The 25997-nt window shown below is 69.8% G+C and carries 24 protein-coding genes and 1 pseudogene; 13 read left to right on the forward strand and 12 right to left on the reverse strand.

The genetic code is table 11. The annotated features are described in order from the left end of the window. Positions 1-1044, reverse strand: coding sequence for an SCO2521 family protein (locus HJC40_RS08940; protein WP_250000176.1), 1044 nt, complete (start codon positions 1042-1044; stop codon positions 1-3). Between the two features lie 156 nt (positions 1045-1200). Here HJC40_RS08940 and HJC40_RS08945 point away from each other — a divergent pair, with 156 nt between their 5' ends. From HJC40_RS08945 to HJC40_RS08960, 4 genes are all read left to right on the forward strand, one after another. After that, positions 1201-5553, forward strand: a complete 4353-nt coding sequence (locus HJC40_RS08945; RefSeq protein WP_250000179.1) for a HEAT repeat domain-containing protein — start codon at positions 1201-1203, stop codon at positions 5551-5553. 61 nt (positions 5554-5614) lie between these two features. Continuing rightward, complete coding sequence (locus HJC40_RS08950) at positions 5615-6481, forward strand: SCO2525 family SAM-dependent methyltransferase (RefSeq protein WP_250000181.1); 867 nt, start codon at positions 5615-5617, stop codon at positions 6479-6481. A gap of 91 nt (positions 6482-6572) precedes the next feature. Beyond that, positions 6573-7538 carry an FAD-dependent oxidoreductase gene (locus tag HJC40_RS08955; RefSeq protein ID WP_250000183.1) on the forward strand — a complete coding sequence of 322 codons (966 nt, stop codon included), beginning with the start codon at positions 6573-6575 and terminating at the stop codon, positions 7536-7538. A gap of 102 nt (positions 7539-7640) precedes the next feature. Further along, positions 7641-8585 (forward strand): aldo/keto reductase, encoded by a 945-nt coding sequence (locus HJC40_RS08960; protein WP_250000185.1) that lies wholly within the window; start codon positions 7641-7643, stop codon positions 8583-8585. Positions 8586-8649: 64 nt separating this feature from the next. Here the strand turns inward: HJC40_RS08960 and HJC40_RS08965 are convergent, their stop codons facing one another. Together HJC40_RS08965 and HJC40_RS08970 are read right to left on the reverse strand one after the other, a co-directional pair. Beyond that, on the reverse strand, positions 8650-8844 hold the full coding sequence (locus HJC40_RS08965; protein WP_250000188.1) for a hypothetical protein: 195 nt from the start codon (positions 8842-8844) through the stop codon (positions 8650-8652). 115 nt (positions 8845-8959) lie between these two features. Next, a complete protein-coding gene (locus HJC40_RS08970) occupies positions 8960-11041 on the reverse strand; it encodes a PQQ-dependent sugar dehydrogenase (protein WP_250000190.1) in 2082 nt (693 codons plus the stop codon). A 188-nt stretch (positions 11042-11229) separates the two neighbouring features. Between HJC40_RS08970 and HJC40_RS08975 the strand changes: the two genes are divergently transcribed. Further along, positions 11230-11787 carry a TetR/AcrR family transcriptional regulator gene (locus HJC40_RS08975; RefSeq protein WP_250000192.1) on the forward strand — a complete coding sequence of 186 codons (558 nt, stop codon included), beginning with the start codon at positions 11230-11232 and terminating at the stop codon, positions 11785-11787. Between the two features lie 52 nt (positions 11788-11839). Beyond that, complete coding sequence (locus tag HJC40_RS08980) at positions 11840-12781, forward strand: pyridoxamine 5'-phosphate oxidase family protein (protein WP_250000194.1); 942 nt, start codon at positions 11840-11842, stop codon at positions 12779-12781. 21 nt (positions 12782-12802) lie between these two features. Here HJC40_RS08980 and HJC40_RS08985 read toward each other — a convergent pair whose 3' ends face one another. Beyond that, entirely contained in the window at positions 12803-13918 is a 1116-nt protein-coding gene (locus HJC40_RS08985) for a WD40 repeat domain-containing protein (protein WP_250000741.1), read from the reverse strand. A 261-nt stretch (positions 13919-14179) separates the two neighbouring features. Here HJC40_RS08985 and fxlM point away from each other — a divergent pair, with 261 nt between their 5' ends. Together fxlM and HJC40_RS08995 are read left to right on the forward strand one after the other, a co-directional pair. Then, entirely contained in the window at positions 14180-15415 is a 1236-nt protein-coding gene (gene fxlM / locus HJC40_RS08990) for a methyltransferase, FxLD system (protein WP_250000196.1), read from the forward strand. Further along, positions 15412-15984, forward strand: a complete 573-nt coding sequence (locus HJC40_RS08995; RefSeq protein ID WP_250000198.1) for an AAA family ATPase — start codon at positions 15412-15414, stop codon at positions 15982-15984. The genes fxlM and HJC40_RS08995 overlap by 4 nt, the downstream gene beginning before the upstream one ends. 27 nt (positions 15985-16011) lie before the next feature. On the opposite strand, the gene HJC40_RS09000 is transcribed toward HJC40_RS08995, so the two are convergent. Next, positions 16012-16359 (reverse strand): YciI family protein, encoded by a 348-nt coding sequence (locus HJC40_RS09000; protein ID WP_250000201.1) that lies wholly within the window; start codon positions 16357-16359, stop codon positions 16012-16014. Positions 16360-16505: 146 nt separating this feature from the next. On the opposite strand from HJC40_RS09000, the gene HJC40_RS09005 reads away from it, so the two are divergent. Next, entirely contained in the window at positions 16506-17150 is a 645-nt protein-coding gene (locus tag HJC40_RS09005; protein WP_250000203.1) for a transcriptional regulator, read from the forward strand. 40 nt (positions 17151-17190) lie between these two features. Then, positions 17191-17724, forward strand: coding sequence for a DUF3291 domain-containing protein (locus HJC40_RS09010; RefSeq protein ID WP_250000205.1), 534 nt, complete (start codon positions 17191-17193; stop codon positions 17722-17724). Between the two features lie 77 nt (positions 17725-17801). Here the strand turns inward: HJC40_RS09010 and HJC40_RS09015 are convergent, their stop codons facing one another. Together HJC40_RS09015 and HJC40_RS09020 are read right to left on the reverse strand one after the other, a co-directional pair. Beyond that, entirely contained in the window at positions 17802-18656 is an 855-nt protein-coding gene (locus HJC40_RS09015; RefSeq protein WP_250000208.1) for an aldo/keto reductase, read from the reverse strand. Between the two features lie 92 nt (positions 18657-18748). Then, entirely contained in the window at positions 18749-19495 is a 747-nt protein-coding gene (locus HJC40_RS09020; RefSeq protein WP_250000210.1) for a YafY family protein, read from the reverse strand. Between HJC40_RS09020 and HJC40_RS09025 the strand changes: the two genes are divergently transcribed. Continuing rightward, the gene (locus HJC40_RS09025) at positions 19494-20243 is read left to right on the forward strand and encodes an alpha/beta fold hydrolase (protein ID WP_250000212.1); all 750 of its coding nucleotides are present in this window, start codon (positions 19494-19496) and stop codon (positions 20241-20243) included. The two genes, HJC40_RS09020 and HJC40_RS09025, sit on opposite strands and share 2 nt — an antisense overlap. A gap of 243 nt (positions 20244-20486) precedes the next feature. Here the strand turns inward: HJC40_RS09025 and HJC40_RS09030 are convergent, their stop codons facing one another. Beyond that, entirely contained in the window at positions 20487-21275 is a 789-nt protein-coding gene (locus HJC40_RS09030) for an Ltp family lipoprotein (protein ID WP_250000214.1), read from the reverse strand. 498 nt (positions 21276-21773) lie between these two features. After that, a pseudogene (locus tag HJC40_RS09035) lies at positions 21774-21967 on the reverse strand (IS5/IS1182 family transposase); the annotation flags it as partial. Positions 21968-22061: 94 nt separating this feature from the next. Between HJC40_RS09035 and HJC40_RS09040 the strand changes: the two are divergent. Both HJC40_RS09040 and HJC40_RS09045 read left to right on the forward strand, forming a co-directional pair. Next, positions 22062-22595: a SigE family RNA polymerase sigma factor gene (locus HJC40_RS09040; protein ID WP_250000217.1), complete on the forward strand. Its 534-nt coding sequence runs from the start codon at positions 22062-22064 to the stop codon at positions 22593-22595. Then, entirely contained in the window at positions 22582-23775 is a 1194-nt protein-coding gene (locus tag HJC40_RS09045) for a hypothetical protein (RefSeq protein WP_250000219.1), read from the forward strand. The genes HJC40_RS09040 and HJC40_RS09045 overlap by 14 nt, the downstream gene beginning before the upstream one ends. Before the next feature lie 134 nt (positions 23776-23909). Here the strand turns inward: HJC40_RS09045 and HJC40_RS09050 are convergent, their stop codons facing one another. The 3 genes from HJC40_RS09050 to HJC40_RS09060 all read right to left on the reverse strand — a co-directional run bounded on the left by HJC40_RS09050 (position 23910) and on the right by HJC40_RS09060 (position 25966). Continuing rightward, positions 23910-24539: a collagen binding domain-containing protein gene (locus HJC40_RS09050; protein ID WP_250000221.1), complete on the reverse strand. Its 630-nt coding sequence runs from the start codon at positions 24537-24539 to the stop codon at positions 23910-23912. Positions 24540-24589: 50 nt separating this feature from the next. Continuing rightward, the gene (locus HJC40_RS09055; RefSeq protein WP_250000223.1) at positions 24590-25492 is read right to left on the reverse strand and encodes an ABC transporter ATP-binding protein; all 903 of its coding nucleotides are present in this window, start codon (positions 25490-25492) and stop codon (positions 24590-24592) included. Positions 25493-25582: 90 nt separating this feature from the next. Beyond that, entirely contained in the window at positions 25583-25966 is a 384-nt protein-coding gene (locus HJC40_RS09060) for a GntR family transcriptional regulator (protein ID WP_250000225.1), read from the reverse strand. Positions 25967-25997 lie beyond the last annotated feature (31 nt).

A 25997-nucleotide genomic window follows, 5' to 3' on the forward strand; every position in this document is an offset into this window, starting at 1 on the left:
TCAGGCCGCCGCTGGGGGCGGGCCCGGTCGGGCCGACGTGAACGTCGCCTGTTCCCTGGGGATGGCCGTCCCCTCCGGCGCCCTCGCCGCCTCCAGCAGCGCCATGGTGCGCAGGTTGAGGTGGTCGCGGATCCGGCCGACCGAGGTCCGCCACTGCTCGGAGAGTTTGGCCCGGCCGTCCAGGCTTTCCGACAGAGGCAGCAGCGCCGGGTCGAGACGGGCGCCGGGCATCCACAGATGCAGCAGGAACTCCACGGCGAGCCGCAGCCAGGTGGAGTCGGATCGGCCGGCCGGCGCGTCGAGACTGCGGTCGAGCAGGGTCAGCACGGTCGTCAGGAGCCAGTCGTGCAGGGCGAGCTCCTCGCACAGCGTCAGGATGGCCTGGACGGGAGCCGGGCCGCCGGTCCCGTGGCCGAGGTGGATCAGGAGCGTACGGACCGTCTTCGACTCGATGCTGAACGACGCGCTGTTGGAGCCGGCGGGGGCCGGCAGCACAGCCCACCGCATGACCGTCCGGCTGCTGGTGAACGGCCGCCGGCGGTCGAGCACCCGCGACGCCTGGATCGTGTCGATGCCGCGGCTGCTGATCGCCCCGACGTCGATCGTGGCGGCTGTCCGGACGCCCTCCAGAAAGCCCTCGGCGACGTCGAGCGGCTTCACCCGCCCGATCGGCTCCACGGTGCCCGGCCGGGCCAGGTAGTGCGACCAGGGCAGGCGCAGTCCGTGCTGATGGGCCGGGCCGACCGTCGTGTAGGCCGAACCCTGCACCAGATGGCCGCCGGTCACGGAGAAGTGGCTGGTGACCGTGCCGATGCTGCGGGTGCTGCGACGCGAGGACGAGGGCAGCAGACAGTCCACACCGGTCAGCTGGTCCGGCGACACGGCATGGGCTATCGGACGCTCGAAGCGGCGTACGCGTTCGCCGACGACAAGGTCCAGGAGGGCGGAGACACGGTCGCTCGACAACGCGGCCGAGTTCTGCAGGAGTCCGGTGTGGATCTCGCCGAAGGTCAGCACGCCGGCGCGCGCCGGTGCGGCACTCACCAATCCCCTCTCCGATCATCTGTTATGGCGATTCCATCGCATTGCCCGGTCTTTTCACAACCACCCGCCGGGTCATGTCGTTCTTCGACGCTGATCAATTGCCTTCGCCTGGTACGTTGAGTTACCAGACGAGCGCGTTCGGCATGGGGGCGGGTGATGACTCGGGCTTACCTGTCCTCCACCTACTCTGACCTGCGAGATTGCCGCGCCGCGGTCCGCATGGCCCTGGCCCGCCAGTCGGTCGAGCTCATCGCGATGGAGGACTACACCGCCGACAACGCCCGCCCGCTCGACAAATGTCTGGCCGACGTGGCCAAATGCGATCTCTATATCGGCATCTTCGCGTGGCGTTACGGCTTCGTCCCCCAGGGGCACGACAAGTCGATCACCGAACTCGAATACCGCGAGGCCCGGCAGCGGGGCATCCCGTGCCTGATCTTCCTGCTGGACGACGACGCGCCCTGGCCCAAACCCGTGATCGACGTCGGCCGGCCCGGGAAGCGGATCGAGGCTCTGCGCGCCGAGCTCAAGCACGAGCACATGGTCAGCTTCTTCACCGGCCCGGCCGACCTGCAGAGCGTGGCCGCCGCGGCGATCGGCAACCTGCGCGACGAGCGGTCGGTGCAGCCCCCGAAAGAGACCCTCAGCGTCGAGCGCCTGCGCCGGTACTACGACCGTCTCGCGCTGGCCTACGGGGGCCTCGACCTCGAGTCGCTGACCCCGCCCACCGAGGAATACCTGCACGTCAAGCTGACCTCGGTCTTCGTCGAGCCGCACGTGCGGGCCGATCCGCCACCGGCCGAGCTGCCGCGGGAGTGGCTCGAGCGGCTGCGCGATCGCGGTGAGCTCGACCCGGGCGACGTGCCCGGCCCCGTCGACCCGATCGAGCTGGCCAACCTGCACCAGTCGTACCGGGCCCGGCCGCTCCAACGGCTGTTCGACGTGATCGCCGCACCCGGCGAGCGGGCGACCGTCGTGCTCGGCGATCCGGGTTCGGGCAAGTCGACGGTGTCGCGCTATCTGGCCCTGAGCCTCACCGACGGCCGCAGCCGCCGGCTCCCGGCCGATCTCGCCGAGCACGTGCCGGTCCTGATCGAACTGCGGGCGTACGTCACCCTGGCCGCCGAGAAGCGATGCTCCGACTTTCTCGGCTACCTCGATCACCGCAGCCGCACCGACGGGCTCGGCCTCGAGCGCGGCGCCCTGGAGAACTATCTGCAGTCCGGCGGCCGGGCCCTGTTCATCTTCGACGGCCTCGACGAGGTGTTCGACCAGGGTGACCGCACCGAGATCGCGGAACGGATCGTCGAGTTCCGGGCGCGCAACCCGGGCATCCGGGTCGTCGTCACCTCGCGCATTGTCGGCTACTCCCGGCGCGTCTTCACCGAGGCGAAATTCGACCACTACACCTTGCAGGATCTCGACCAGGATCAGATCGACGAGTTCCTGCGGCGGTGGTATCCTGGCCGGTCGCCGGAAAGCGCCGACCCGGCCGACGTCGACCGGGTCCGCAACCGGCTGGTCGAGGCGATGCGACAGTCACCGGCCCTGCGCGAGCTCGCCGGCAACCCGTTGTTGCTGACCATCCTGGCCATCATCGGGCGGCATCGGGTGCTGCCCCGCGACCGCCGCGCCCTCTACGACCACGCGACCACTGTGCTGGTCGAGAGCTGGGACGTGCACCGGCAGGTCGGCCTGCCCAACCAGCCCGACTACATCGACCTCGAGGACAAGAAGGCTTTGCTCCGGCAGCTCGCCTTCCACATGCAATCGTCGGACCGCACGCTCAGCGCCAACTACATCGAGCAGGTCGATCTGCAGAAGGTCTTCGAGAGCTACCTGCGCAGTCGTTACGACATGCGCGTCCGGGACGCTCGGCCCGCGGCCCGGAAGATGATCGAGCAGTTCCGCTCCCGCAACTTCATCCTGAGCCGCTACGGCCTGGACATCTACGGCTTCGTGCACCGCACGTTCCTGGAGTACTTCTGCGCCGAGGCGATTGTCGCCAAGTTCCAGCACGATCAGCAGTGGCGGATGCCGGAGATCAGCCGCCAGTTCCTCGACCACTGGGCCGACCCCTCGTGGCGCGAGGTGCTGCGGCTGGTGGTCAGCTCGCTGCACGAGGCGCACACCGCCGAGGTGGTCAGGCTCCTGGTCGATGAGATCAACACCGAGTGGCCGCCGGGCCGGTTCAGCCCGCTGCCGTGGAACCTGGCCCTCGCCGTGCAGTGCCTGGGTGAGGCCAAGACCCTGCACGGCGCGCTGGCCGGCCCGGCCGAGGCGGTGCTCAAGAAGGTCATCCTCCTGCTGGAGCACAGCGCCGGCCGCCACGACCCCGATCTGGCCGCTCTGCTGGCCGACGAGATCCTGCCCGCCGCCCGGTCGATCGGGGCTCGGTGGCCGGGCCGGCAGAAATACCTCAAGTGGTACAGACGTCGCGGCGTACGGCTGGTCTGGAGTCCGACGATGAGCCTGGCCGCCCAGCTCGCGGCCATCCTGGCCGTGCCCGCCGATCACCTCGAGGAGCTCTTCGACGGCGAGCTGGCCCAGATCGGCGACCACCGGGCGGCCTACGCGGCCGTCGTCGGCCTGGCCGACCTGGCCGGGCCCCGACCGGCCGAGTCCCCGGCCCGCGAGCTGCTCATCCGCCGCGTCTCGGCCGACCGGCACAAGGCCGTACGCCTCGCCGCCGTGCAGGCGCTCGGTGAACGTTTCGGCGTCGACGACGGGCTCGCTCAGGTTCTGATCGAGCGGGCGGTGCAGGACCCGTCCGGCGGGGTCCGGCAGGCGGCGGTGCGAGCGCTGGGCGAGCGGCACGAACCATCGCCCCGGGTCCGTGCCCTGCTGAGCGGTCGCGCGATCGACGATCCGGCCGCCGCCGTGCGCCGCGAGGCCGTACAGCTCCTGGCCCGGCGGTTCCCGAGTGACGCGGAGCTCAAGGACGTCCTGCTCGAGGTGCTCGAGGAGGATCCGGACGCCGATGTGGTGACCGCGGCCGCGCAGGCCCTGGTCGACCAGTTCGACACCCGCGACGACGTGTGGTTGTTGCTCATGGTGCGGGCCGGGGACGACGCCGAGGGGGCGGTGCGGCGGGCGGCCGTGGGGCTGCTCGGCGAGCGGTGGTCCGGTGATCGAGCGGTGGTCGATCTGCTGCTGGCCGCCCTGACCGACGAGAAGGACGCGGCGGCTCTGCGCGAGACGGCCCGCTGCTTCCTGTCCCGCGCGCTCGAGTCGGAACGGCGGACCGCCCGCACCAAGCTCATCTCACGACTGTCCCAGGACCCGAACGAGGACATCCGCCTCGCCGCTGTGCAGGCACTTACCGAGCAGTTCCCCGACGACCCGGAGACGCGGGCCGCCACCTTGGAGCGGGCCGCGTCGGACAGCGACGCCGACGTCCGGCTGGCCGCGGTCACCGCTCTGGTCCGGTGGGCGCCGGGCGACGACGACGCGATCCTCACCGCGCTCGAAAGCCGAGCGATCGAGGACCGGGACAGGACGGTGCGTGGCGCCGCCCTGAACGGGCTTGTCGCGGCCCGGTGGGAGGGCGCGGGCGCCCACGCACTGCTGAGCCGCGTCGCCGTGGAGGACATCGAAGCGCCGCTGCGGGAACAGGCCGTCCGGGTGCTGGCCGAACGGCACGGCGGTAACAGCGCGGCCCAGCAGCTGATCGCCGACCGGTGCCGCAACGACCACAACCGCGACGTACGCCTGGCCGCCGCCCAGGTGCTGGCCCAGCTCGACGACGTCGTCGACACCGCGTCGGCAACCCTGATCGACCGGGTGCACAACGACAAGAGCGGCCGGGTCTTCGCCTGCGCGGCCGAGGCGGTCAGCGACTGGCTCGGGGCCGGCGGCGCCGGACGGGCCGCCCTGATCCGGCGAGCCGGCGAGGACAGCACCGCCCACGTCCGTTCCGCGGCCGCCCGGTTCCTGGGCCGGCTGTACGCCGACGACGCCGAGGTCCGTGAGGTGCTGATCAGGCTGGTCCGCGACGACCTGGACGCCGACGTGGTCGAGACCGCCGGTACCGCGCTGGCCGCGTCGGCCGAGGAGGACCCGGACGCGTCGGCCGAGCAGGTGACCGCTCTGATCGAGCGGGCCGAAGGTGCCGATCCCAGCGTTCAGCTGGCCGCGATGCGGGTACTAGGAGAGTGCTACGCGCATGAGCGGGAGTCGTTCACCACGCTTCTGCGCGCGGCCCGCCGCGATGAGGAGACTCTCGTCCGGCGGGAAGCCCTGAGTCTCCTGGTGCGGAAGTTCACCCATCGGAGGGGTGTACGTGAGGCCCTGACCGCCGGTCTGCACGACCCGGACTGGTCGGTCCGCGAGGCGGCGGTACGGCTCCTGGCGGAGCACTTCCGCGCCGACAGCCGCACCTGGCGGCAGCTCGCTGCGTTGGCCGCGGACACCGCGGACGTCCGGCTCAGCCTGCTTGCCGGGCAGACCCTCAGCCGGCTCCCGGACGCGGAGCCCGACCGCATGCCGACCCTGCGGCGGTCCGGCTGATCCGTTCGGCCACCCTCGTAAAGGCAGCCGACGATCACATCGTTTCCCGTAAAGTTGTTGAATGGAGTTGTTCGAAGGTTGGCCTAGGTTTCGAAGGTATGATCAGGCGACGCAGCACGGCACGGTGGCGCAGATCGCCGACCCGCCTGCGGTCACCATGGCTCTGAACTGGGACGCCTTCCAACCCGAGCTGTACTGGAGGCAAAACTACGCCTTCTTCCGGGCCGACGACCGGCGCTTCCTCGAACTGCTCCGGGAATTCTTCGGCGCCGAGTCGCCTCGTACCGACATGAAGCGTCTGGGCATCGATGTCGGCGCCGGCGCCAATCTCTATCCGACACTGGCTATGCTTCCGCTGTGCGACGAGATCACGCTTATGGAGTACGGCGCCAAGAATTGCGAGTGGCTGCATAACGAGGTGCAGGGCTATTCGTCGCACTGGAATCAGTTCTGGCGCCTGCTACGCGAAAAGCCGGAGTATGCGAAGTTCGGCGCCAATGTCCGACGTCGGCTCGCGCGCACCGCGAAAGTGCGGCAGGGCAGCCTTTTCACCCTGCCCGAGCAGGAAGAGCGCTACCACGTCGGAACGATGTTCTTCGTGGCCGAGTCGATCACCGACAACGCCGAGCAGTTCTACGGAGCCCTCGACGCGTTCCTCGCCAGCCTGGCGCCCGGCGCTCCCTTCGCGGCCGCCTTCATGCGCAACTCGGATGGCTACGTCGTGGGCGACCAGAAATTCCCGGCGTTCCAGATCGACGAGAGCGACATCAGCGACTATCTCAGCGGCGCCGCTCGCGATCACCGATGCGTGGCGGTCGACCAGCGGGGGCAGTTCATCAACGGCGACAACGTTCCCGACAAAGCCAACACGTGGACGCTGCGAGCCGGATACGACGGCATGATTTTAGCGCTGGGACACGCCAAGTAGGGGGCAGGCGCCACTGACGCATTGATCATCATGAGCGTGCGACGGGTTCCGGATATTCACGGATGCCGGGGTATGCCGTTACGCTCAGCTCATGAATCGCCGCTCCCGGGACGCCATTGTGGTCGGCGGTGGCGTATCCGGCCTGACCACAGCCTTGTGTCTGGCCGAGACGGGCTACTCGGTACGGGTCTGGGCAGCCGACCAGGCGACCGATACGACGTCCTACGCCGCCGGCGCCATCTATTCGCCGTTCCTGGTCGACGACGATCGCACCTCGACGTGGGCCGAGCAGACGTTCGTCGAGCTGGAAACCCTGGCCCACGACCGCGACCAGGAAACCGGCGTGACGATGGTCCCCGGGCTCCAAGTCTGCCGGGGCCCAGCTCAGCCGCCCGACGGGGCGACCAAGGTGCCCAGCTTCCGGCAGTGCGAGCGACCGGAACTGCCGGCCGGTTTCGTGAGCGGCTGGAGCTACACGGTCCCTCTCGTCGACATGCCGCTCTATTTGCGCTATCTGCAGAACGTTCTGGTCGAGAAGTACGGCGGAACCGTCGAGCAACGGCGCATCTCCACACTGGAGGAACCGGCCTCGGCCGCTTCCGTGGTCGCCAATTGCACCGGCATGGGAGCACGGGAGTTAGTGCCGGATCCGGCGCTGCACCCCATTCGCGGCGAGCTCGTCGTCGTCAGCAATCCGGGCATCACGCGCTTCGTGGCCGAGCATTCCAAAACGGATCGCGAACTGACCTACCTCCTTCCGCACCGTGATGTGGTCGTGCTGGGCGGCACCGCCGACGAGGAACGCTGGGATCTCGCGCCCGACGAGGCGGTGGCGGAGGGCATCATCGCCCGGTGCGCCGAGATCGAGCCGAGCGTGCGGGACGCCAAGGTCCTGGCCCACCGCGTAGGCATCCGTCCGGCCCGCGACCGGGTCCGGGCCGAACGCGCGAGCCTCAACGGCGACGGCACCGTGGTGCTGCACAACTACGGGCACGGCGGCTCGGGCGTGAGCATCTCGTGGGGTTGCGCGCGCTACGTGGTCGGCCTGCTCGACTGACCGCCCGCCTTCCCTCGGCCCTCGGCCGCGCCGGCCGGTAAGCCGCGTGACAACCTCCGGAGAGCGGGTATCCGACTCGTCAGACACCGGCGAGAGGTCACCATGAGCACTCTGGGCAGCAGCGGCATCGAGGTGTTCCCGCTCAACCTCGGCGGCAACGTCTTCGGCTGGACCAGCGACGAAGCGACCTCGCACCGGGTTCTGGACGCCTACACCGAGGGCGGGGGCAACTTCCTCGACACCGCGGACGGCTATTCGGCCTGGGTGCCGGGCAACTCCGGGGGCGAGTCCGAGACGATCATCGGCACCTGGCTGGCGGCCCGCGGGCACCGTGACCGCGTCGTTCTGGCCACCAAGGTCAGCCAGCACCCGCAGTTCCGGGGACTGTCCGCGGCCACCGTCGCGGCCGCCGCCGACGCGTCGCTCACCCGTCTCCGGACGGATTACATCGACCTGTACTACGCGCACTACGACGATGAGAACACCCCGCTCGAGGAGACCGCCGGCGCCTTCGACGCCCTGGTCAAGGCGGGCAAGGTACGGGCCGTCGGCGTCTCGAACTACACCGCCGACCGGATCCGGGAGTGGTTCGAGGTCGCGCGGCGCAACGGCTTTGTGCTGCCTGTCGCTGTACAGCCGCACTACAACCTGGTCGCCCGTCGGGCCTACGAGCAGAACATCGCCCCGGTCGCGACCGACGAGAACCTGGCCGTGCTGCCCTACTACGCGCTGGCGAGCGGCTTCCTCACCGGTAAGTACCGGACGACCGAGGACCTCAGCCACGGATCCCGCGGCGGGGGTGCCCGGGCCTACCTGACCGAGGACGGCCTGGCCGTGATCAAGGTGCTGAGCGACGTCGCCGACGCCCACGGCGTCGAGCCCGCGTCGGTGGCGCTCGCCTGGTTGCGTACGCGGCCGGGGGTTGCCGCCCCGATCGCGAGCGCCCGCACCGTCGAGCAGCTGCCGGCGCTGCTCGCCTCGGCGACGCTCGAGTTGACCGCCGACGAGACCGCCGCGCTCGACGAAATCTCCGGCCGGGCCTTCTGAGCCGAACCGCCGCGCCTCAGCCTGAGCTGCGGCGCGGCGGCTGTGGCGACGTCGCGTCCGGTGCTCAGCCGCTGCGCCGGTTGCCGTACTGACGAGGGCTCTGGACGTTGCCGGAACGGAGCTGACGTTGCCCGCCGGAGCCCTGGGCGGGCTTGCCCGACGCCTTGCCCTTGGCCCGGCGCGCGGCCCGGTTGGCGAAGGGCTCGGGGGTCTCCTCGGCTTCCGGCTCGGATCCGGCGTCGGCGGGGGAATCAGTCATGATGTCTCCTTGAGCTGTTCGCGACGTCCGCGATACGGAGACGGTAGCCCAGCCACCGTCCCCGCATGTTCAGACTGCCCGACGCGGCCGGGCCGAGGACCACGATGGTGGCGGCTCAGCCCAGCGTGACGTGCAGGACCCGGCCGTCGGTGTTGTTGGGGACGCTGTCCTTGTCGCCGCCGTTCGTGGTGGTCAGCCACAGGCCGCCGTCGCGCGCCGGCTCCACCGTACGAAAGCGGCCGTACTGACCGGTGAGGTACGACTGGAGCCCGGTCAGGTCACCGTTCGCGGTGATCGTCAGCCGGTTCAGACGCTCGCCCCGGGCGCAGGCGATGTAGACGGCGTTCCCGACCACGGTGAGGCCGGAGCAGGAGCCGTTCGCGGTGCTGTAGGTCTGTTTCGGAGCGATGTAGCCGGAGACGCCGCACGTGCCGGAGGTGCCCTCGCAGGCCGGCCAGCCGTAGTTGCCGCCCCTGGTGATCAGGTTCGTCTCGTCCATGACGGAATTGCCGAACTCCTGCTCCCACAGCCGCCCGTTGGCGTCGAAGGCGATCCCCTGCGGGTTGCGGTGACCGTAGCTCCAGACGTAGTTGCCGAACGGGTTGTCGGAGGGCACGCTGCCGTCCGGGTTCAGCCGCAGGATCTTGCCGTTGAGGCTGTCGCGGTTCTGGGCGTAGTCGCCGTTCTGCGCGTCACCGGTGGCGGCGTAGAGCTTGCCGTCCGGGCCGAAGCGGAGCCGGCCACCGTCGTGGAACTTGTTGCGCAGGATGCCGGTCAGCAAGGTCTGCCGGGTGGTCAGGTCGAGACGGCCGCCCTCGAGCTTGATCCGGACGATCCGGTTGTCCGTCGGCGACGTGTGCATGATGTAGAGCCAGTGGTCGGTCTCGAAGGTCGGCGCGACGGCCAGGCCCATCAGCCCACCCTCGCCGTCGGTGCTCTCCACACCGGGTACGGAGCCGAGAGTCGTACGGGTGCCGGTGGCCGGGTCGAGGCGGACGATGTCGTGGGCGTCCCGGCGGTTGTAGAGGACCGTGCCGTCCGCCAGGGCGACCAGGCCCCACGGGATGTCCGTGTCCCGATACACCTCGGTCACCTGGCAGATCGCGGTCGAACAGGCGGCGCCGGTCGTCACGCTGACGGCGTTGCTGAGTCCCGAGGCGTTGTTCTGAGCGTCACGGGCCAGCACCTGATACCGGTACGCGGTGGCGCCGCGCAGCCCGCTGTCGATGAAGGTCGTCGCCGGCGGGGAGCCGCTGACCGTCGCGACCCGGGTGCCGTCGCGGGAGATCTCGTACGCGCGGACACCGACGTTGTCCGTGGCTGCGGTCCACCGCAGCGTCACGGCGGTGCCGCTGACCGCCGCCGCGAGGTCCCGCGGCGCGGTCGGCGCCTGCGTGTCGGGCTGACACTGCGGCGCGGTGATCGGCACGGTCGTGCTGGCCTGGGAGACGTTGCCGGCCGAGTCCCGGGCGTTGACGTACAGGCCCCACTGGGCGCCGGGCACAACCGTCAGCCGGGTGGACAGCGTGGTGCCGCTCACCGAGGTCATCTGCTGACCGTCGTGATAGATGTCGTAGAACGCCACGCCCACGTTGTCGGTCGACGCGTCCCAGGCGAGGGTGACCGCGTCACAGGTCAGGTCGCTCACCCGCGGTCGTCCCGGCACGGTGGGCGGCTGGGTGTCGGCCCCGCCGAGGGTGGTCCGCCACTTCTGGTTGTCCTGCCCGTTGCAGGTCCACAGGTTCACCGGGACGCTGTTGGCCGTTCCGGCCTGGTCCACGTCCAGGCAGAGACCGGACTGGATCCCGACGATCGTGCCGGCGGCGGTGATCCGCCACTTCTGGTTCGCCTGGCCGGTGCAGCCGAAGATCTGGGCCCGCGCCGGAGCGGTGGTCTTCTGCCCCTCCACGTCGAGGCACATCCGGCCGTCGAAGACCCGCAACTCGCCGGCCGGGGTGAAGGTCCACCCCTGGTTCGCCTGTCCCTGACAGTCGAAGAGGTTGACTCCCGTCTTCGCGGTCTCGACATTGCCGGTCACGTCGAGGCAGCGTCCGGAGGCGACGCCGACGATCGCCTCACCGCTCGCCGCCGAGGCGCTCGGTGTACCCGCTGTCAGGGCCGTGACCAGCATCGCCAGGATCACCCCCACGGCGGTGACGGCAGTGCGGCCTGTTCTCCAGCGGGTGGCTGTTCTCATCGATCCTCCGGCGCATCGTTCGAACGTACGGAGGAAGGGTGGCAGGACGGCCGGCCGCTGTCATCCGGAACGGTCGATGTTTCCCCGGAAGCCGCCTGCTGTCAGCCCGAAGCGTCGTAGACCGCGGCGACGGACGGCCCGGCGCTGACGCGGTTGCCGTTTTACCAAACGTTCGGTAAAAATAAAGGATGGGTAGAGCGGTCAGCGTCGACGACGAACAGATCCATGCGCGGCTCGGCGAGGTGTTCCGGGCCAACGGCTACGCGGGCGCCTCCCTCTCGGCCCTCTCGGAAGCGGTCGGGCTGCAGCGGGCGAGCCTGTACCACCGGTTTCCCACCGGCAAGCACGCCATGGCGACCGCCGTGCTCACCAGCGTCGAGGCCCGGCTCCGGCAGGCCCTCGAACCGCTGACCTCTGATCTCGACGTGGCCGACGCCGTCGCCGAGATGTGCACGCGCCTGGCCGGCGACTACCGCGACGGTCGCCTGTCCTGCGTCCTGGACACGATGACCCTGACCGGGGCGCCGGACGACATCAGAGCCCAGGCCGGCCGTCTCGCCCAGTACTGGATCGAGGCCATGGCCGCCGCGGCGGTCCGAGCCGGGGCCACCGAAGCCGAGGCCGCACGCCGCGCCCGGGCCGCCCTGGTCCGCATCGAGGGTGCTCTCGTGGTCGCCCGGGCCCTGAACGACCCGTCGGTCTTCGACCAGATGCTCGCCGAACTACCCGGGCTGCTCGCGGCCTGAGCAGCCGCATCACCAGCCTTGCCGATGACGGAACCCACCAGGGGAGCATCAGATGGCGCCACCCGTAGGACAGCAAAGGCAGTCCCGCACGACTGCGACCCATGCCGGCGAACAGGCGGTCCAGGAACGGGCCGGGGAGGGTGGTCCCGGCTGGGGGTCGCCGATGTTCGGCCCGGAGATCCCGCTCGGCTTCTTCCCGTTCCTGCGCGCCCAGCGCATGGTGATCATCGGGGCGCCCGACGACAACGGCGCGATGTGGTCGACGATCCTCACCGGGCCACCCGGCTTCACCCGGCCGGCCGATGATCGGACCATCGTCGTCGACGCCCGGCCCGCACCCGGCGACCCGTTGCGTGACGCCTTCGAGGAGGAGCGCGACATCGGCGTCCTCGCGCTGCAACCGCAGACCCGCCGGCGGATCCGGGCCAACGGGCGGGCCCGGCGGCAGGACAATCACCTGCTGATGCGCACCGAGCAGGTGCTCGGCAACTGCCCGAAATACCTGCAGACCCGCGTCATCACGTCGACGGACGACTCCCGGCTGCCCGGAGCACCGCTGATCAGCAGCGAACTCGACGCCGGTCAGCGGCGCTGGATCGCCGACGCCGACACGTTCTTCATCGCCAGCCGGTCACCGGAGCACGGCGCCGACTCGTCCCATCGCGGCGGCCGGCCGGGCTTCGTCAGCGTCACCGGGCCTCGCACGCTCCGCTGGCCCGACTACGCCGGAAACCAGTTCTACATGACGCTCGGCAACCTGCACGACGACCCGGCCTGCGGTCTGCTGTTCGTGGACTGGGAGAACGGCCACACCCTGCAACTGACCGGCCGGGCTTCGATCGACTGGGATCCCGGGAAGGCCGCGGCCTACCCGGGCGCACTGCGCGTCGTGGAGTTCACCGTCGACGCCGTGGTGCAGATCGACCACGTGAGCCCCCTGCGCTGGGACCTCCAGGAGTACTCGCGGGTCAACCCGCCGGTGAGGCGCGACTGAATCGCGCCTCACCGGCCGGGATCAGGCCGCGTTCTTGGTGGTGAGACGCCACAGCCGGGCCTGGTTGTCGGCGCCGGCGGTGATCAGCCGCTTGCCGTCCGGGCTGATCCGCAGCGCCCACACCGGTCCGTCGTGCCCGGTCAGCGGCGAGCCCTGGAGGTTGCCGGTCGCCGCGTCCCACAGCCGTACGGTCCCGTCGTCGCTGCCGGTGGCCAGCAGCTTGCCGTTCGGGCTGAACCGCATGGCCCGCACCGGCCCGGTGTGCCCGGCGAGGGGCTCGGCGGCCGGCTGCCGGGTCGCCACGTTCCACAGCTGTACGGTGTTGTCGCCGCCGGAGGAGGTGGCCAGCAGCTTGCCGCCGCGGTTGAACGTGAGGGCGTACACGGGGCCGGAACTGCTGGTCAGCGCCTTGCCCGCGGGCTTGCCGGTGGCCGCGTTCCACAGTCGTACGACGTCGCCGCCGCCCGAGGTGGCCAGCAACCGCCCGTTGGGGCTGAAGCTCATCGCGTACACCGGGCCGGGGGTCACGGTCAGCGCCTTGCCGATCGGCTCGCCGGTGCCGGTCTGCCACAGCCGTACGGTGTCGTCCTCGGCGCCGACGCTCGCGAGGCGCCGGCCGTTCGGGCTGAACACGACCAGACGCACCGTGCCACGGTGACCGGTCAGGGTGTGCACCGACGACCCGGTGCCGGAGTTCCACAGCCGGACCGTGCCGTCGTCGCCGGCGGTGGCGATCAGCGGCCCGGCCGGACTGAAGGCCACCGACCGCACGGGCCCGACGTGGCCGGTCAGCGACAGATCCGACCGCTGCCCGGTGGCGGTGTCCCAGAGCGACACGCCGCGCTGGCCGGCCACACCCAGCACGTCGCCGTCGGCGCTGAACGCGACGGAGTGGATGGTCCCGACCCCGGCGGCGATGGGCGCTCCGGCCCGGCGCCCGGTCGCCGTGCTCCACTGCCGCACCGTCCCGCGGCTGACGGTGGCGAAGACCTTCCCGTCGGGGCGAACGGCGATGATCCCGGCCGAGCCGGGCACGACGCTGCGGGCGGCGGCGGGCGCGGCCGCGCCCTGAGGGGCGGGAGGCGGGCCGGCGTGCGCGACGGTGGCGGCGACCGTGGGGGCCAGCAGCCCGATCATGGCCACGGCAACGGCCCGGCCGGCGCGACGCCGGAGGCCGCCGAACGCAGAGCCACTGCGAGTGTCTTTACGATCTCTCTCGGTAGTCACCCCCGCACCGTAACGAGCGCGTTCGGGGCGTGTTCGGGCTGTTTGCCCCGGTTCATCCGGCCGGGTGGCGTCCCGGCCCTCCGACGGCAGCGTCACGGCCGGCCGCTCCGACATTGGTGCCATCCTGCGATGGCCGGGTCAGCCGGTCCGTTCGGCGGGAAAGGGGTCATCATGCTCGACAGCGACGTGACGCGAGCGAATCCGGAAGACGCCCGGCGACAGTTGGTCGACGGCCTGACCAGCCGCGGCTGGATCACTCAGCCCCAGGTGGCAGCGGCCTTCGCGGCGGTTCCGCGGCACCTGTTCACACCGGCCGGCACGAGCCTGGAGACGGCGTACGCCGACACGGTGGTAATCACCCGGCGAGGCCCCGACGGCAAGGCCACCAGCTCGATCTCCGCACCGTGGCTGCAGGCGCACATGCTCGAGGCCGCCCGGCTCCGCCCCGGCGCCCGCGTCCTGGAGATCGGGTCCGGCGGCTACAACGCCGCGCTGATCGCCGAGATCGTCGGCCCGGCCGGCACGGTGGTCAGCGTCGACATCGATCCGCAGGTCGTCGCCAACGCGCAGGACGCGCTGTCCCGGACGGGGTACGACCGGGTCCGCGCGGTCCACGCCGACGGCGAGCACGGATTTCCGCCCGACGGCCCGTACGACGCGGTGATCGTCACGGTCGAGGCCGGCGACATCCCACCGGCCTGGAACGGCCAACTCACAGCCGGAGGGGTGCTCGTCGTTCCGCTGCGGCTGCGCGGCCACACCCGCTGCCTCACGCTCGTCCGCCGCGACGACCACCTGATCGCGACGGCCTCGGTGCAGTGCGGCTTCGTGCCGATGCAGGGCGACGGCCGCGATCCGGTGCGCCGCGTGCCGGTGCGCGGTGACGACGCCATCCTGAGCCTGGACGATCCGACCACGCAGGTCAGTGCCGACGCGCTACGGGCGGCACTCGACGGGCCACGGGTCGAGATGTGGTCACCGGTCACGCTGGCGATGAGCATGGGAGCGGCGTTCGAGGCCCTGCACCTGTTCCTGGCCAGTCAGCCCCGGCCGTACGGCATTCTGACCGTCGACCGGGACCGCACGGCCGGGCTGCTGGATCCACAGGACCGGTTCTGCTGCCCGACCCTGCTCACCGCCGACAGCCTCGCCTACCTCACCCTGCGGCGGCACGACGACGAGGCCTGGCAGTTCGGCGCGCACGGTTTCGGCCCGGACGCCACCACACTGGTGCGGGACCTGCTCGAGCTGCTGACCGTCTGGGATCAGCACCATCGGGACAACGGAAGTCCGTGCATCACCGTGCATCCGGCCGGCACGCGCCTGCCCGACACCGAACGCCTGCGGCTGCTCGTTCCGCGCCGCCACACGCTGACCGCGATCACGTGGCCGGGCGGCCGTCGATGACCGCGCCCGCACCGACGTTGGTGATCCTCCGCGGGAACAGCGGCAGCGGAAAGTCGACCACCGCGCGGGAGGTCCGGCGCCGGTACGGCCGGGGTTGCGCCCTCATCGAGCAGGACTACCTGCGCCGGATGGTCCTCCGCGAGCACGGTGGTGACAGCACGACGCCCGCGGTCGCGCCGGGCTTCGTCGTGGCGACGACCCGCGCGGCGCTGACCGCGGGCTATCACGTCGTGCTGGAAGGGATCCTGCACACCGGCCAGTACGGAACGCCGTTGCGGGAGCTCATCGCCGAGCATCCCGGGCCGGCGTTCACCTTCTGGATGGACGTCTCGCTGGAGGAAACCCTGCGCCGGCACGCCGGTCGGCCGGAGCTCGCCCACGTCACGGCGGAGATGATGCGCTCCTGGTACAGCCCACTCGACCTGCTCGGCGTCGAGGGGGAACGGGTCATCGAGGAAGCGTCCGGCTTGGAGGACACCGTCGCAAGGATCCTGGGGAATAGCGGCCTCACCGATGCCCCCGCACTCACACCATGCCCGGTGACGTGCCCGCATTGCGCGAGGGGTTGAACCAGGAGCCGTCGGCAGCTCCGGGACTCATGAGGGCTTGAAGCGGCGCACCTCCTGCGGCCAGCCGCACGCTTCGGCGATCTTGCCGGCCCACATTCTGGCCGTCTCCTCGTCGGGCACGTCCACAATGGTCAAACCGCCGAGGAATTCCTTGGTCTCGACGTACGGGCCGTCGGAGAACAGCACCGTGCCGCTGGTGGCGTCGGCGCTGAAGACCGGGCCGTCCTCTTCCTCGAGGCCGCCGGCGAAAACGAAGGCTCCGGCATCCTTGATCTCGTCGACGACGGCCCGGGCCAACGGCCCGCGGCCGCCGAACCACTCCTCGGTGTGGTCGCCCACCCACTGCTGGTTGAAGTAGATGAGGTATCTGGGCATGGTCGCTCCCTCTGCTCGGCCGGCCCGGTGTCGGGCTTCACCTACGCTACGAACGGCCACCGGCGGATCCGACACTCCCCGGTCAAGAATTTGAGAGCGCTTTGAACGGCTCTAGCGACAATCCGCGTTGGCAATACGCTGGAGGTGTGACGACTCCCGAAGGCCTGCGCGACCTCGACGCCGTGAACAGCCTCGCCGACCCGGTGCGGCGGCGAGCGTACGAGGTGGTCGCCGCCGGCGCCGGGCCGATCGGGCGGGACGATGTCGCCGAGGCGCTCGGGGCGGGCCGGACGCTGGCCGCGTTCCACCTGGACAAGCTGGTGGCGGCCGGGCTTCTCGAGGTGTCGTACGCCCGGCGGTCGGGACGGACCGGGCCCGGCGCCGGGCGCCCCGCCAAGCTGTACCGGGCGGTCGCGGCCGAGCGGGCGGTGAGCGTGCCCCCGCGGGCCTACCGCACCGCCGCCGAGCTGCTCGCGGAGGCGTTGGAGCTGGCCGGGGCCGAGGAGACCCTGTACGAGGTGGCCCGGCGCCACGGCTCCGGCGGGCCCCCGAGCGCCGACGTGACCGAGACGCTGACGGCGCGGGGCTACGCGCCCGTACCGGAGCCGGAGCGGATCGTGCTGGGCAACTGCCCGTTCCACCGGCTGGCCGAGCAGTTTCCACCCCTGATCTGCGGGATGAACCTGGCGATGATCACCGGCCTGCTGGAAGGCGCGGGGCACGACGGTGAGTGGACGGCCCGGATGGACGCGGCGCCCGGCCGCTGTTGCGTGACGATCTGTAAAACGTAATCTCGTTGACTTTAGAAGCTGGAGCTGATGGTCTGGTGTCATGGACGCCTTTCACCTGGCTCAGGTCAACACCGCCCGACTCCGCGCCCCGATGGAAGATCCCATGATCGCCGGGTTCGCCGAGGGCCTCGCCCTGATGAACGCGCTCGCCGATCGCTCACCCGGCTTCGTCTGGCGACTGGAGGGCGAGAACGCGGACGGCACGTTCTCCCGACCGGTCGACCCGAGCCGGATCTACACGCTCTCGGTCTGGGAGTCGCCCGAACACCTGCGGGCGTTCGCCTACCAGTCCGAGCACCTCGACTACCTGCGCCGCCGCCGTGAGTGGTTCCACCCGAACGGCCAGGACGCCGCCCTGGCGCTGTGGTGGATCCCGGCCGGCACGATTCCCACGCTGGACGAAGGCATCGAACGGCTCGAACGGCTGCGGTCGGTAGGACCCAGCGCCGAGGCGTTCACCTTCCGCCAGACGTTCCCCGCCCCCCGAATCACGGCCAACGGTCAGGACGAGGTGATCGCCGGGTCGACGGCGGCACCGGACGGATCCGCTCGTCAGCGCTTCGCCTGGAGATAGCGACGGCAAGGTCGTGACCTGCCTGTCGGCAGATCACGACCTTTCGTTCACGCTGCGCCGGAAAGGACCGGTGTCGGTCAGCTCTTGGCGCCGTAGTTCATCGTGTCCGGGTTCGCACCTGTGCGACCCTTTTCGCCGCGGTCGAGGGCGGTGATGCTGCCCATCGCGCCGCCGTCGAGCTCGAAGTCGAAGATCTCGAAGTTCTCCCGGACCCGCTCGGCCGTCTTCGACTTGGGGAAGATGATGTCGCCGCGCTGAATGTGCCAGCGCAGGACGACCTGCGCCGGGCTCTTGCCCACCTGGCGGGCGATCTCGGTGATGACCGGGTCGGTGAGGACCTCGCCCTGAGCGATCGGGGAGTACGCCTCCGTCGCGATCTCGTTGTCGGCGTTGTACGCCCGCAGATCGTCGTTGGTCAGGTACGGGTGCACTTCGATCTGGTTGACCGCCGGGCGGACCTGGGTCTCGGCGCGCAGCCGGCCCAGATGGTGCTGGGTGAAGTTCGAGACGCCGATCGAGCGGGCCCGGCCCTCGCGGTAGAACTCCTCGAGGGTGTTCCAGGTCTGCACGAAGTCACCGCCGTAGCTGCCCGGCATCGGCCAGTGGATCAGGAACAGGTCGACGTAGTCGGTGCCGAGCGCCTTGAGGGTGTCGTCGAACGCGCTGCGGGCGTCGTCGGGCTCGTGGAAGCCGTTGTTGAGCTTGCTGGTGATGAAGAACTCGCTGCGGTCCAGGCCGGAGTTGTTCACGGCCTCACCCACGCCGGCCTCGTTGCCGTACATCTGGGCGGTGTCGATGTGCCGGTAACCGATCTCGATGGCCGTCCCGACCGCCGCGCGGGTCTCCTCCGGCGGCACCTGGAAGACGCCGAAACCCAGCTGCGGAATGGTACGGCCGTCGTTGAGCGAGATGGTGGGGATTGCGGAACTCATAGTTCTCCTCGTGCTCGTCAGAAGTGCCGTACCTCAGCCATACCCGCTGAGCGGGCGATTCACCGATCGTCGCGCTCCTTGTCGGGGGGACGTCAGAAGTCGGTGATCGCTTTCGCGGTTGCGGGCGGGGTACCGATGTCCTCGACGGGGATCGCGGCGGACGGTTCGGTGGTCAGCCGGGCAGACGTCATGCGGTCGAGGCGGAACCAGCGGATCGCTTCGCGGGTTCGGCAATGTCCTACGAGATACCACTGCCCGGCGGTACGGGCGAGGGCTATGGGGTCGATCCGCCGCTTCGTCTGCTTGTCGTCTCGGTCGAGGTAGTCCACGACGAGGACGCGCTGTTCGTGGAGCCCACGGTCGATGGCGTGGCGGGTCCGAACGTCGCCCGGCGGCTCGGTGTGGTCGATCCAGACGCGGTCGTTGATCACGGTGGCGCGCTCTCGAGCTGGTGTGTCCATGACGCTGAGAACCTTGACCAGGGCCGCGCGGGCGTAACCGTCGAAGGGCTGTCCCCGGTGGGCTGCCACGGCCGCGGCGAGCCCCGCGACCTCGGCGCTCGTGAAGTTGATCGGCGGCAGGGTGGCGGCCTTGTCGACAACGTAGCCTCCACCGGGCCCAGGACGAGCCCAGACCGGGAAGCCCCCGTGCTGCAGGGTCGAGATGTCACGTTTGATCGTCCGTGCGCTGACGCCGAAGGACTCGGCGAGGCGTTCGGCGGTGCGCCCGCCGCTGCCGGCCCGCCGTAGTTCTTCCCTGAGCGCGTAGAGCCGGTCCGTACGGTTCATCAAAAAATGGTGACATACCAGTGACACTGCCGTTGGGCAGGATGCAGTCATGAGCACCCACCACACGATCTTGTGCCTCAGCGGCGCCGGCCTGCCGGCGTGGATCTGGGATGACGTCCAGCAGCTGCTGGGCGGGTCCGACCACGTCGCGGTCGCCGCTCGACCGACGCGTATCGCCGGGGCCGGCTTGCGGGACTACGCCGAGGCTGCCCTCGGTTCAGCGCCGGCCGGCCGGTTCGCGGTCGTCGCGCATTCGGCAGGCGGTGTGGTCGGCGCTGAGATCGCCCGGCTCGCGCCCGACCGCGTCAGCGCGTTCCTGGCCGTGACCGCGGTGATCCCTGAGCCGGGAGGGTCGTTCCTCTCGACGGTGCCGGCACCGAACCGGTGGGTGCTGCGTGCGGCGATGCGGTTCGCCGGAACCCGGCCGCCGGACGCGGCGATCCGGCGCGGTCTCGCGTACGGCCTTGAAAACCGGACCACCGACCGCATCATCGCGGACTTCGCACCCGAATCAGCCGCCCTGTACAGCGACAAGGTCGCCCGCCGACCCTGGAACGTCCGGCGCGGATACGTGTTCACCGAAGCGGACCGCGAACTGCCGATGGCCATGCAGCGACGATCTGCTCAGCGACTCGGCCCGGAATGGACCAACCAGCTCGACACCGGGCATTTGCCCATGATCGAGAACCCACGTGCTCTCGCCGGCTCGATCACCGAATTCCTCGCCGCCGACCCCGACGTGGATCAGACGGGTCACGCCGACCAACGCCCGTCCGGCCTCCGCCGACGTCACGATTGAGCGCAGCACAGGGCTGACCCGCCGCGCCTGTTTCCTACCGTGAGATCGCGCGGCTATTGAGGATAAAATCCAGGAGTTGCCACTCGTCGTAGCGGACGTCCGACGCCGCCTTGGTCAACTCACTCAGGACCGCTCAACATTTGCTCACCTGCTTCGCCTGGCGACAGCAAGGCGACCGCTTGAGCGGGCGTCGCGGCCGGTCGATACACGCGGCGCCCACTCTTCTGTTGTTTGAGCAGGGTCTTACAGGCCGACTTTCTTCACACCGTAGGCGGCCTGCGCGGAGCTGAATCCTTCGAACTTGAGCTGGCGGACCAGCCCGGAACGAGAGAAAGAGCTGGTCTCCAGGTACTCCTCGGCCTTCTTGGCGGCCTGCTCATTCCAGTTGGCTTTTTGGGCGTCCACGCCGATGGTGGCGTCCTTGGTGGAGAAGCCTTCGAACTTCAGCTGCTTGATCAGCCCGGAGCGGGAGAACGACGTAAAGGACAGGTAGTCGGCAGCCTTGTCGACGGCGTTCTGCTGCGAGACGGTCAGCTTCTTGGCGGGCTCGGCCTCGTCCACGGGCTCGGCCTCGTCCACGGGTTCGGCTGGTGCTGCCGTGGTGGGCTTGGCGACCTGCTTGGTCGCGGGCGCGGGGGACGCCTTCTTCGTCGCGGTGGCGACCACCTTGGCGGGTGCCGCCGCCTCGGGCTTGTCGTCACTGCCACCGGCCAGGGCCGCCCCTATGCAGACCAGCAGGAGCAGGGCTCCGGCACCGCCGCCGATAAGGCCGATCTTCGCGCCTCGGCCCATCTTCTTCTTGGTGGGCTCGGGGGCGAACGGCGGCGGCCCGTACTGCTGCGGGGGCAGCTGCTGGCCGTACTGCGGAGGCTGCTGGCCGTACTGCTGGGGCTGCTGGCCGTACTGCTGGGGCTGCTGGCCGTACTGCTGGGGCGGCCCGTACTGCTGCGGCGGAGGCTGTTGGCCGTACTGCGGCGGCTGTTGGCCGGACTGCGGCCGAGGATCATCCGGCGGCTGGTAGGGCGAACTCATTCTTGCTTCTCCTTGAGGCGGTGCACATCGACCGAGACGATCTTTACGCGAGCTTGGAATTTGGGTTCAGCGCCGCACGCCGCGCTTGGATCCGTAAGCCTGCCTTTTTCAATAGCCGCTCGGTACACCCGAACGGACGCTTGCGGCTTTCTCGTCCTTCGGTTCCTTGCTGCGGAGCGATGCGGTGGGTCGACACAGGTCAACGAATTGGACATTGTTCGGGCTTCTTGCCGCCGTGGGCGCACTGGCGGCTACCCGTCCGTATTGGGGAAGGACACACCGCAAGGCCGGAATTCGGGCAGTTTTCGGTCAACTGCCCCGTAGGACCAAGGTCTGCCAGAAAATCCGTACCCTCGTCGCATAACCCCGAAGGAATTGCGCAGGGCCATTAGGGTCGCATCTACGACTATTGCCGGTTTCCGCCGTACCTTGGCTGACTTCCATCGCCTTCTGCCAGCGTGACAGCGTCGGCCTGAACGGCGGCGCTTGAACGGTGTGCGCGGACTTGGGGTCGTCGGCGGCCCCGCTGAGCAAGGCGAGCGCTTCCTGGCGTAACGCAGGGCGGTAGCGATGCCGAACTCGATGCCGGCGGCCAAGCGCGTGTAGGCGCCGGCGTTGCGCAGGTAAGCCAAGGCGGGCAGTGCCTGCGGGCCCGGGTTCAGCCGCCGCCATCGAGATCCGCGGTGCCGGCGGGTCGCGAACGAGGCCCATCATCTTTTCTTTCCCGGTCGTGCAACCTTTTGGTGGGACGGCACCGTTCCACCTCCGTCATGAGGAGGCAGCCGATTGAGAGCCGACGACGAGCAGGCGTTCCGGGAGTTCGTCACGTCCCAGATGGCGTCGCTGCGCAAGCTGGCGTACCTGACCTGCGGGGACTGGCACGCGGCGGAGGACGCCGTGGCCAACACGCTGGTCAAGCTCTATCCGCGCTGGCGCAAGCTGGACCGGCCCGACCTGTACGCCAAGACCATGGTCTACCGGGCCGCGATCGACGAGAGACGCCGTCCGTGGCGGCGGGAACGCTCGGCGGGCGACGCCCTGCCGGAGGTCGCGCAGAGCGACGCGAGCAACCTGACCGCCGAGCGGATGCGCCTGCGGTCCGCGCTCGCGACGGTGCCTGCCCGCCAGCGGGCCGCCGTGGTCCTGCGGCACTACCTGGGACTCAGCCTGGAGGACACGGCCGGGGTCCTGGGCTGCACCGTCGGCACGGCCAAGAGCCAGACCTCGCGGGGGCTGGCCAAGCTACGCGAGGTGCTGTCGGCCGACGGCATTCACCTTACCGGGGAGACGATCGAGGAGTGGACCAATGCAGTTGCGTGAGCTCGTGGACACCGTGACCGCCGGCGAGCCGCCGCTCACCCACAGCGCGGACGACATCATCACGGCCGGCCGGCGGGCCGAGCGGCGGCGACGGGCCGGGCTGGCCTCGGCCGGTGCCGCCGGGCTGGTCGTGGTCGCGGTGGCCGGTGCGTTCGCCCTGCCGGCGCTGACCGGCCCGGACGCGACCCGGCCGAACACGGGTCCGGCGGCCTCCGTGGCGGCCGCCCCGAAGCCGGTCGCCTTCGACTTCACTTACCGGGGGTACGACGTGGGCAAGTTCCACGTCAAAGACCCGATCGTGGTGTCTGCCGCGTACCAGATGTCGTCGATCTACATGGACGGCCGGTTCACCAACGACGAGTCGGTGGGCGACATCAGCGGGGACGAGCTGGCCGCCAACCGGTCCCGGCCGAGGCTGAACGCCTTCCTCACCGTTTACCGGCCGGGTGCGTTCGACCCCAAGGGGATCGAGAAGGGCACCGAGCTGACCGTGGCCGGGCGCCGCGCGGTCCAGGCGACGCTGCCCGGCGAGCTCGACCCGGCGAAGGCTCCGGCACCCGGCAACAAGCTGCTGGCCTGGGAGTACGCCGACAACGCGTGGGCGACCGTCACGTCGCAGTCGAACATCGCCGCTGAGCCGTCCTTCGCCGACCTGGGCACGCTGATCCCGGGTCTGAAGCCGGACCAGCCGCGGCCGGCCACGCTGCCGTTCACGGTGGGCCACGTGCCCGACGGTTACCAGGCGATCCAGGTCGCCTCGCACGCCGCGATCGGCTTGGGCGGCATCTACCTGGCCCGGGACGGCATCTACGGTGCCGTCGAGTACGGCCGCAAGGCGCCGCGGACCACCGGCCTGACCAAGCCGTGGGAGCAGGGCGCAGCGGCACGGCGCAGCGGCACCTTCACGATCACGGTCCTGCCCAGCGAGAAGACCAACTCGCCGGCCGAGGCCGGGAAGACCCAGTGCTTCAAGTGGCACGCGTGCACCATCTGGAGCGCCGACGGCAAGCTGGCGATCGAGGTCAGCGCCGGCGGTGCCGGCACGCCGTCGAGGAACCGGACCCCTGCCCCCACCGACCTGCCGGACGCCGAGCTGACGAAGATCGCCGAGTCGGTCAAGCTGGCCGACCTCGAGAAGGACAGCACCTGGACCCCGGCCAGCCAGGCCGTACGTCCGTAACCGAACCGCCAGGGACGGACGCCTACGTGCGTATCCGCTTCCCGACGCGGTGACAACGGCCGACAGACGACCTCCGTGAACGGCGACGATGCGCCGCTACTTACGGGGGTCGTCTGTCAGCAAACGTTGATGCATCAGCGCTTGGTGACGGTGATGGTGGTGAGGGCGCCGGTGGTGATGGTGGCCCAGGCCGGGGAAACGGCGGTCTCGCCTTCGGCCTGGACCATGACGACATAGCGGCCGCTGCGTAGGCCGGTCAGGTTCAGGATGCCGGTGGTGGTACAACCGGCGCGGACGAAATAGTCACCGGACGCGTCGGCGCAGAACGCGGTGATCGGGCCGTCCGCGTTCTTGAAGGTCACGTCGAGGTCGCCGGTCGGGAAGAGCGAGTCGTTGACGACCGTGGTGCCGCCGTCGGTCACCGTGTACCACGTGGCGGCGGTCTCTCGAGTCTTGTGCGGGGCCCACAACTGGTCGCCGGACTCGGCGAAGTAGAAGCCGATCCGGTAGCGACCGGCCGGCATCGGCTCGAGCCGGTAGTGGCCGGACTCGTCGGTGACGGCCTCCGGGAGCAGATAACTGGGCGTACCCGAATAGGCCTTGATTTGCAGGCGCGCGCCGGCGACCGGGGCGCTGCCGTCGGCGGTGGTCAAAGTCCCCTCGATCACGCCGCCGGCAGCAGCGGCCGCGTGCGCGGGGGCCGGGAGGACGGCCAGGGTGGCCAGGAGAGCAACGACGAAGGCTATGAATCGGGAACGATGCATATAGATCAACCTAGTTCACGGAGTCCCGCGAAGACGTCCCGTTCCGGCCGCTATCCGGAAACTGCGCGCCGCCCGTTCTTCGTGGCCGCTCGGCGGGTCCGGGAGGCTCTCAGATAGCTCATCACCAGCGACTCGAGGTCGGGATGCTCCGTCTGCCAACCCTCGGGTGCCGTACCGCCGCGTAGCAGCACGGTGGTCTGGCGCACCGTGTGCGAGGTGTCGACCACCGTGCCGTCAGCGGGCGGGGCGGCGCCCGCTGGTCCGACGAGCACCTGGTGATCGGTGAGGATGTCCTCGATCTCTCCAGCGACCTGCACACGGCCCTCGTCGAGGAGCAGCAGGTTGTCGCAGACGTCCCCGAGATCAGTGAGCAGGTGCGACGAGAGCAGCACCGTGGTGCCGCGTTCCGCCACCTCGGTCATGACGATTCGCAAGGTCTCGTCGCGCGCCAGCGGGTCCAGATCGGACAGGGGCTCGTCCAGCAGCAGCACCTCGGGCAACCGGCCGAGCGCCAGCGCGATGGAGACCTGGGTACGCGCGCCGGTGGACAGCGTGCCGACCTTCGCGTCCCGGTCCACGCCTCCCAGCAGGCCGAGAACCTCGTCCGCGCGCTCGGCCGACCAGCGCTCGTTGATCGCACCGCCCGCCCGCATCATCTCGCGAACGGTGAAGTGGTCATAGAGCGGACGACGCTGGGTCAGCAGGGAGACGTCGGGGTGCATCCGGCCGCGCACGGGTGTGCCGTTCACCGTGATCTCACCGCGGGTGGGCTTGGCAAGTCCGGCGATCAACGACAGCAGCGTGCTCTTACCCGCGCCGTTCGGGCCGACCAGCGCCGTGACGCTGCCCCGCGGCAAGGTGAAGGTGCAGTCGCTCAAAGCGGTCGTGCGCCCGAACCGCTTGGCCACACCTTGCACCCGCACCAGGTCGGCGTTCAGGCGCGTCGCGTCCATGACGGGGTCCTCCTCCGACTTTGAGATGCCCACACGTCCGTGGGGCAGGAGCCACACCAGGGCTTGTCCGGCCAGCCGGCCAGAGACGCTCTAGGTCCGGTAGTAGGTCGTCCGCACGTCCGTGTAGATCGCGTCGACAACGTCGACCATGACCCCTTCGGCCGCCGCGCGGCCCATCCACCGCTCCAGGTCGTCTCGGAGCGGGGCACCGGACTTGGCTTCGTCGGTGGCCAGCGACGCCGTGACGAAGGTGCCCGTCCCCCGGCGGCCCTCCACGAGCCCTTCATGTTCGAGTTCGCGGTACGCCTTCTGCACGGTGTTGGGGTTCACCGTGGTGGCCTCAACCACTTCCCGTGCCGTCGGCAGCTGATCGCCCGGCCCCAGGAGGCCCATCCGCATCGCCTGCTTGACCTGTGCCACGATCTGGAGATAGGGGGGCATCCCGGAGTGCCGATCGATGCGAAACTCGATCATAGCGTTCAGCATAGGGCTTTTCGACCCGCCT

It is taken from the genome of Actinoplanes sp. M2I2 (assembly GCF_023544445.1).
Taxonomy (GTDB): Bacteria; Actinomycetota; Actinomycetes; order Mycobacteriales; family Micromonosporaceae; genus Actinoplanes.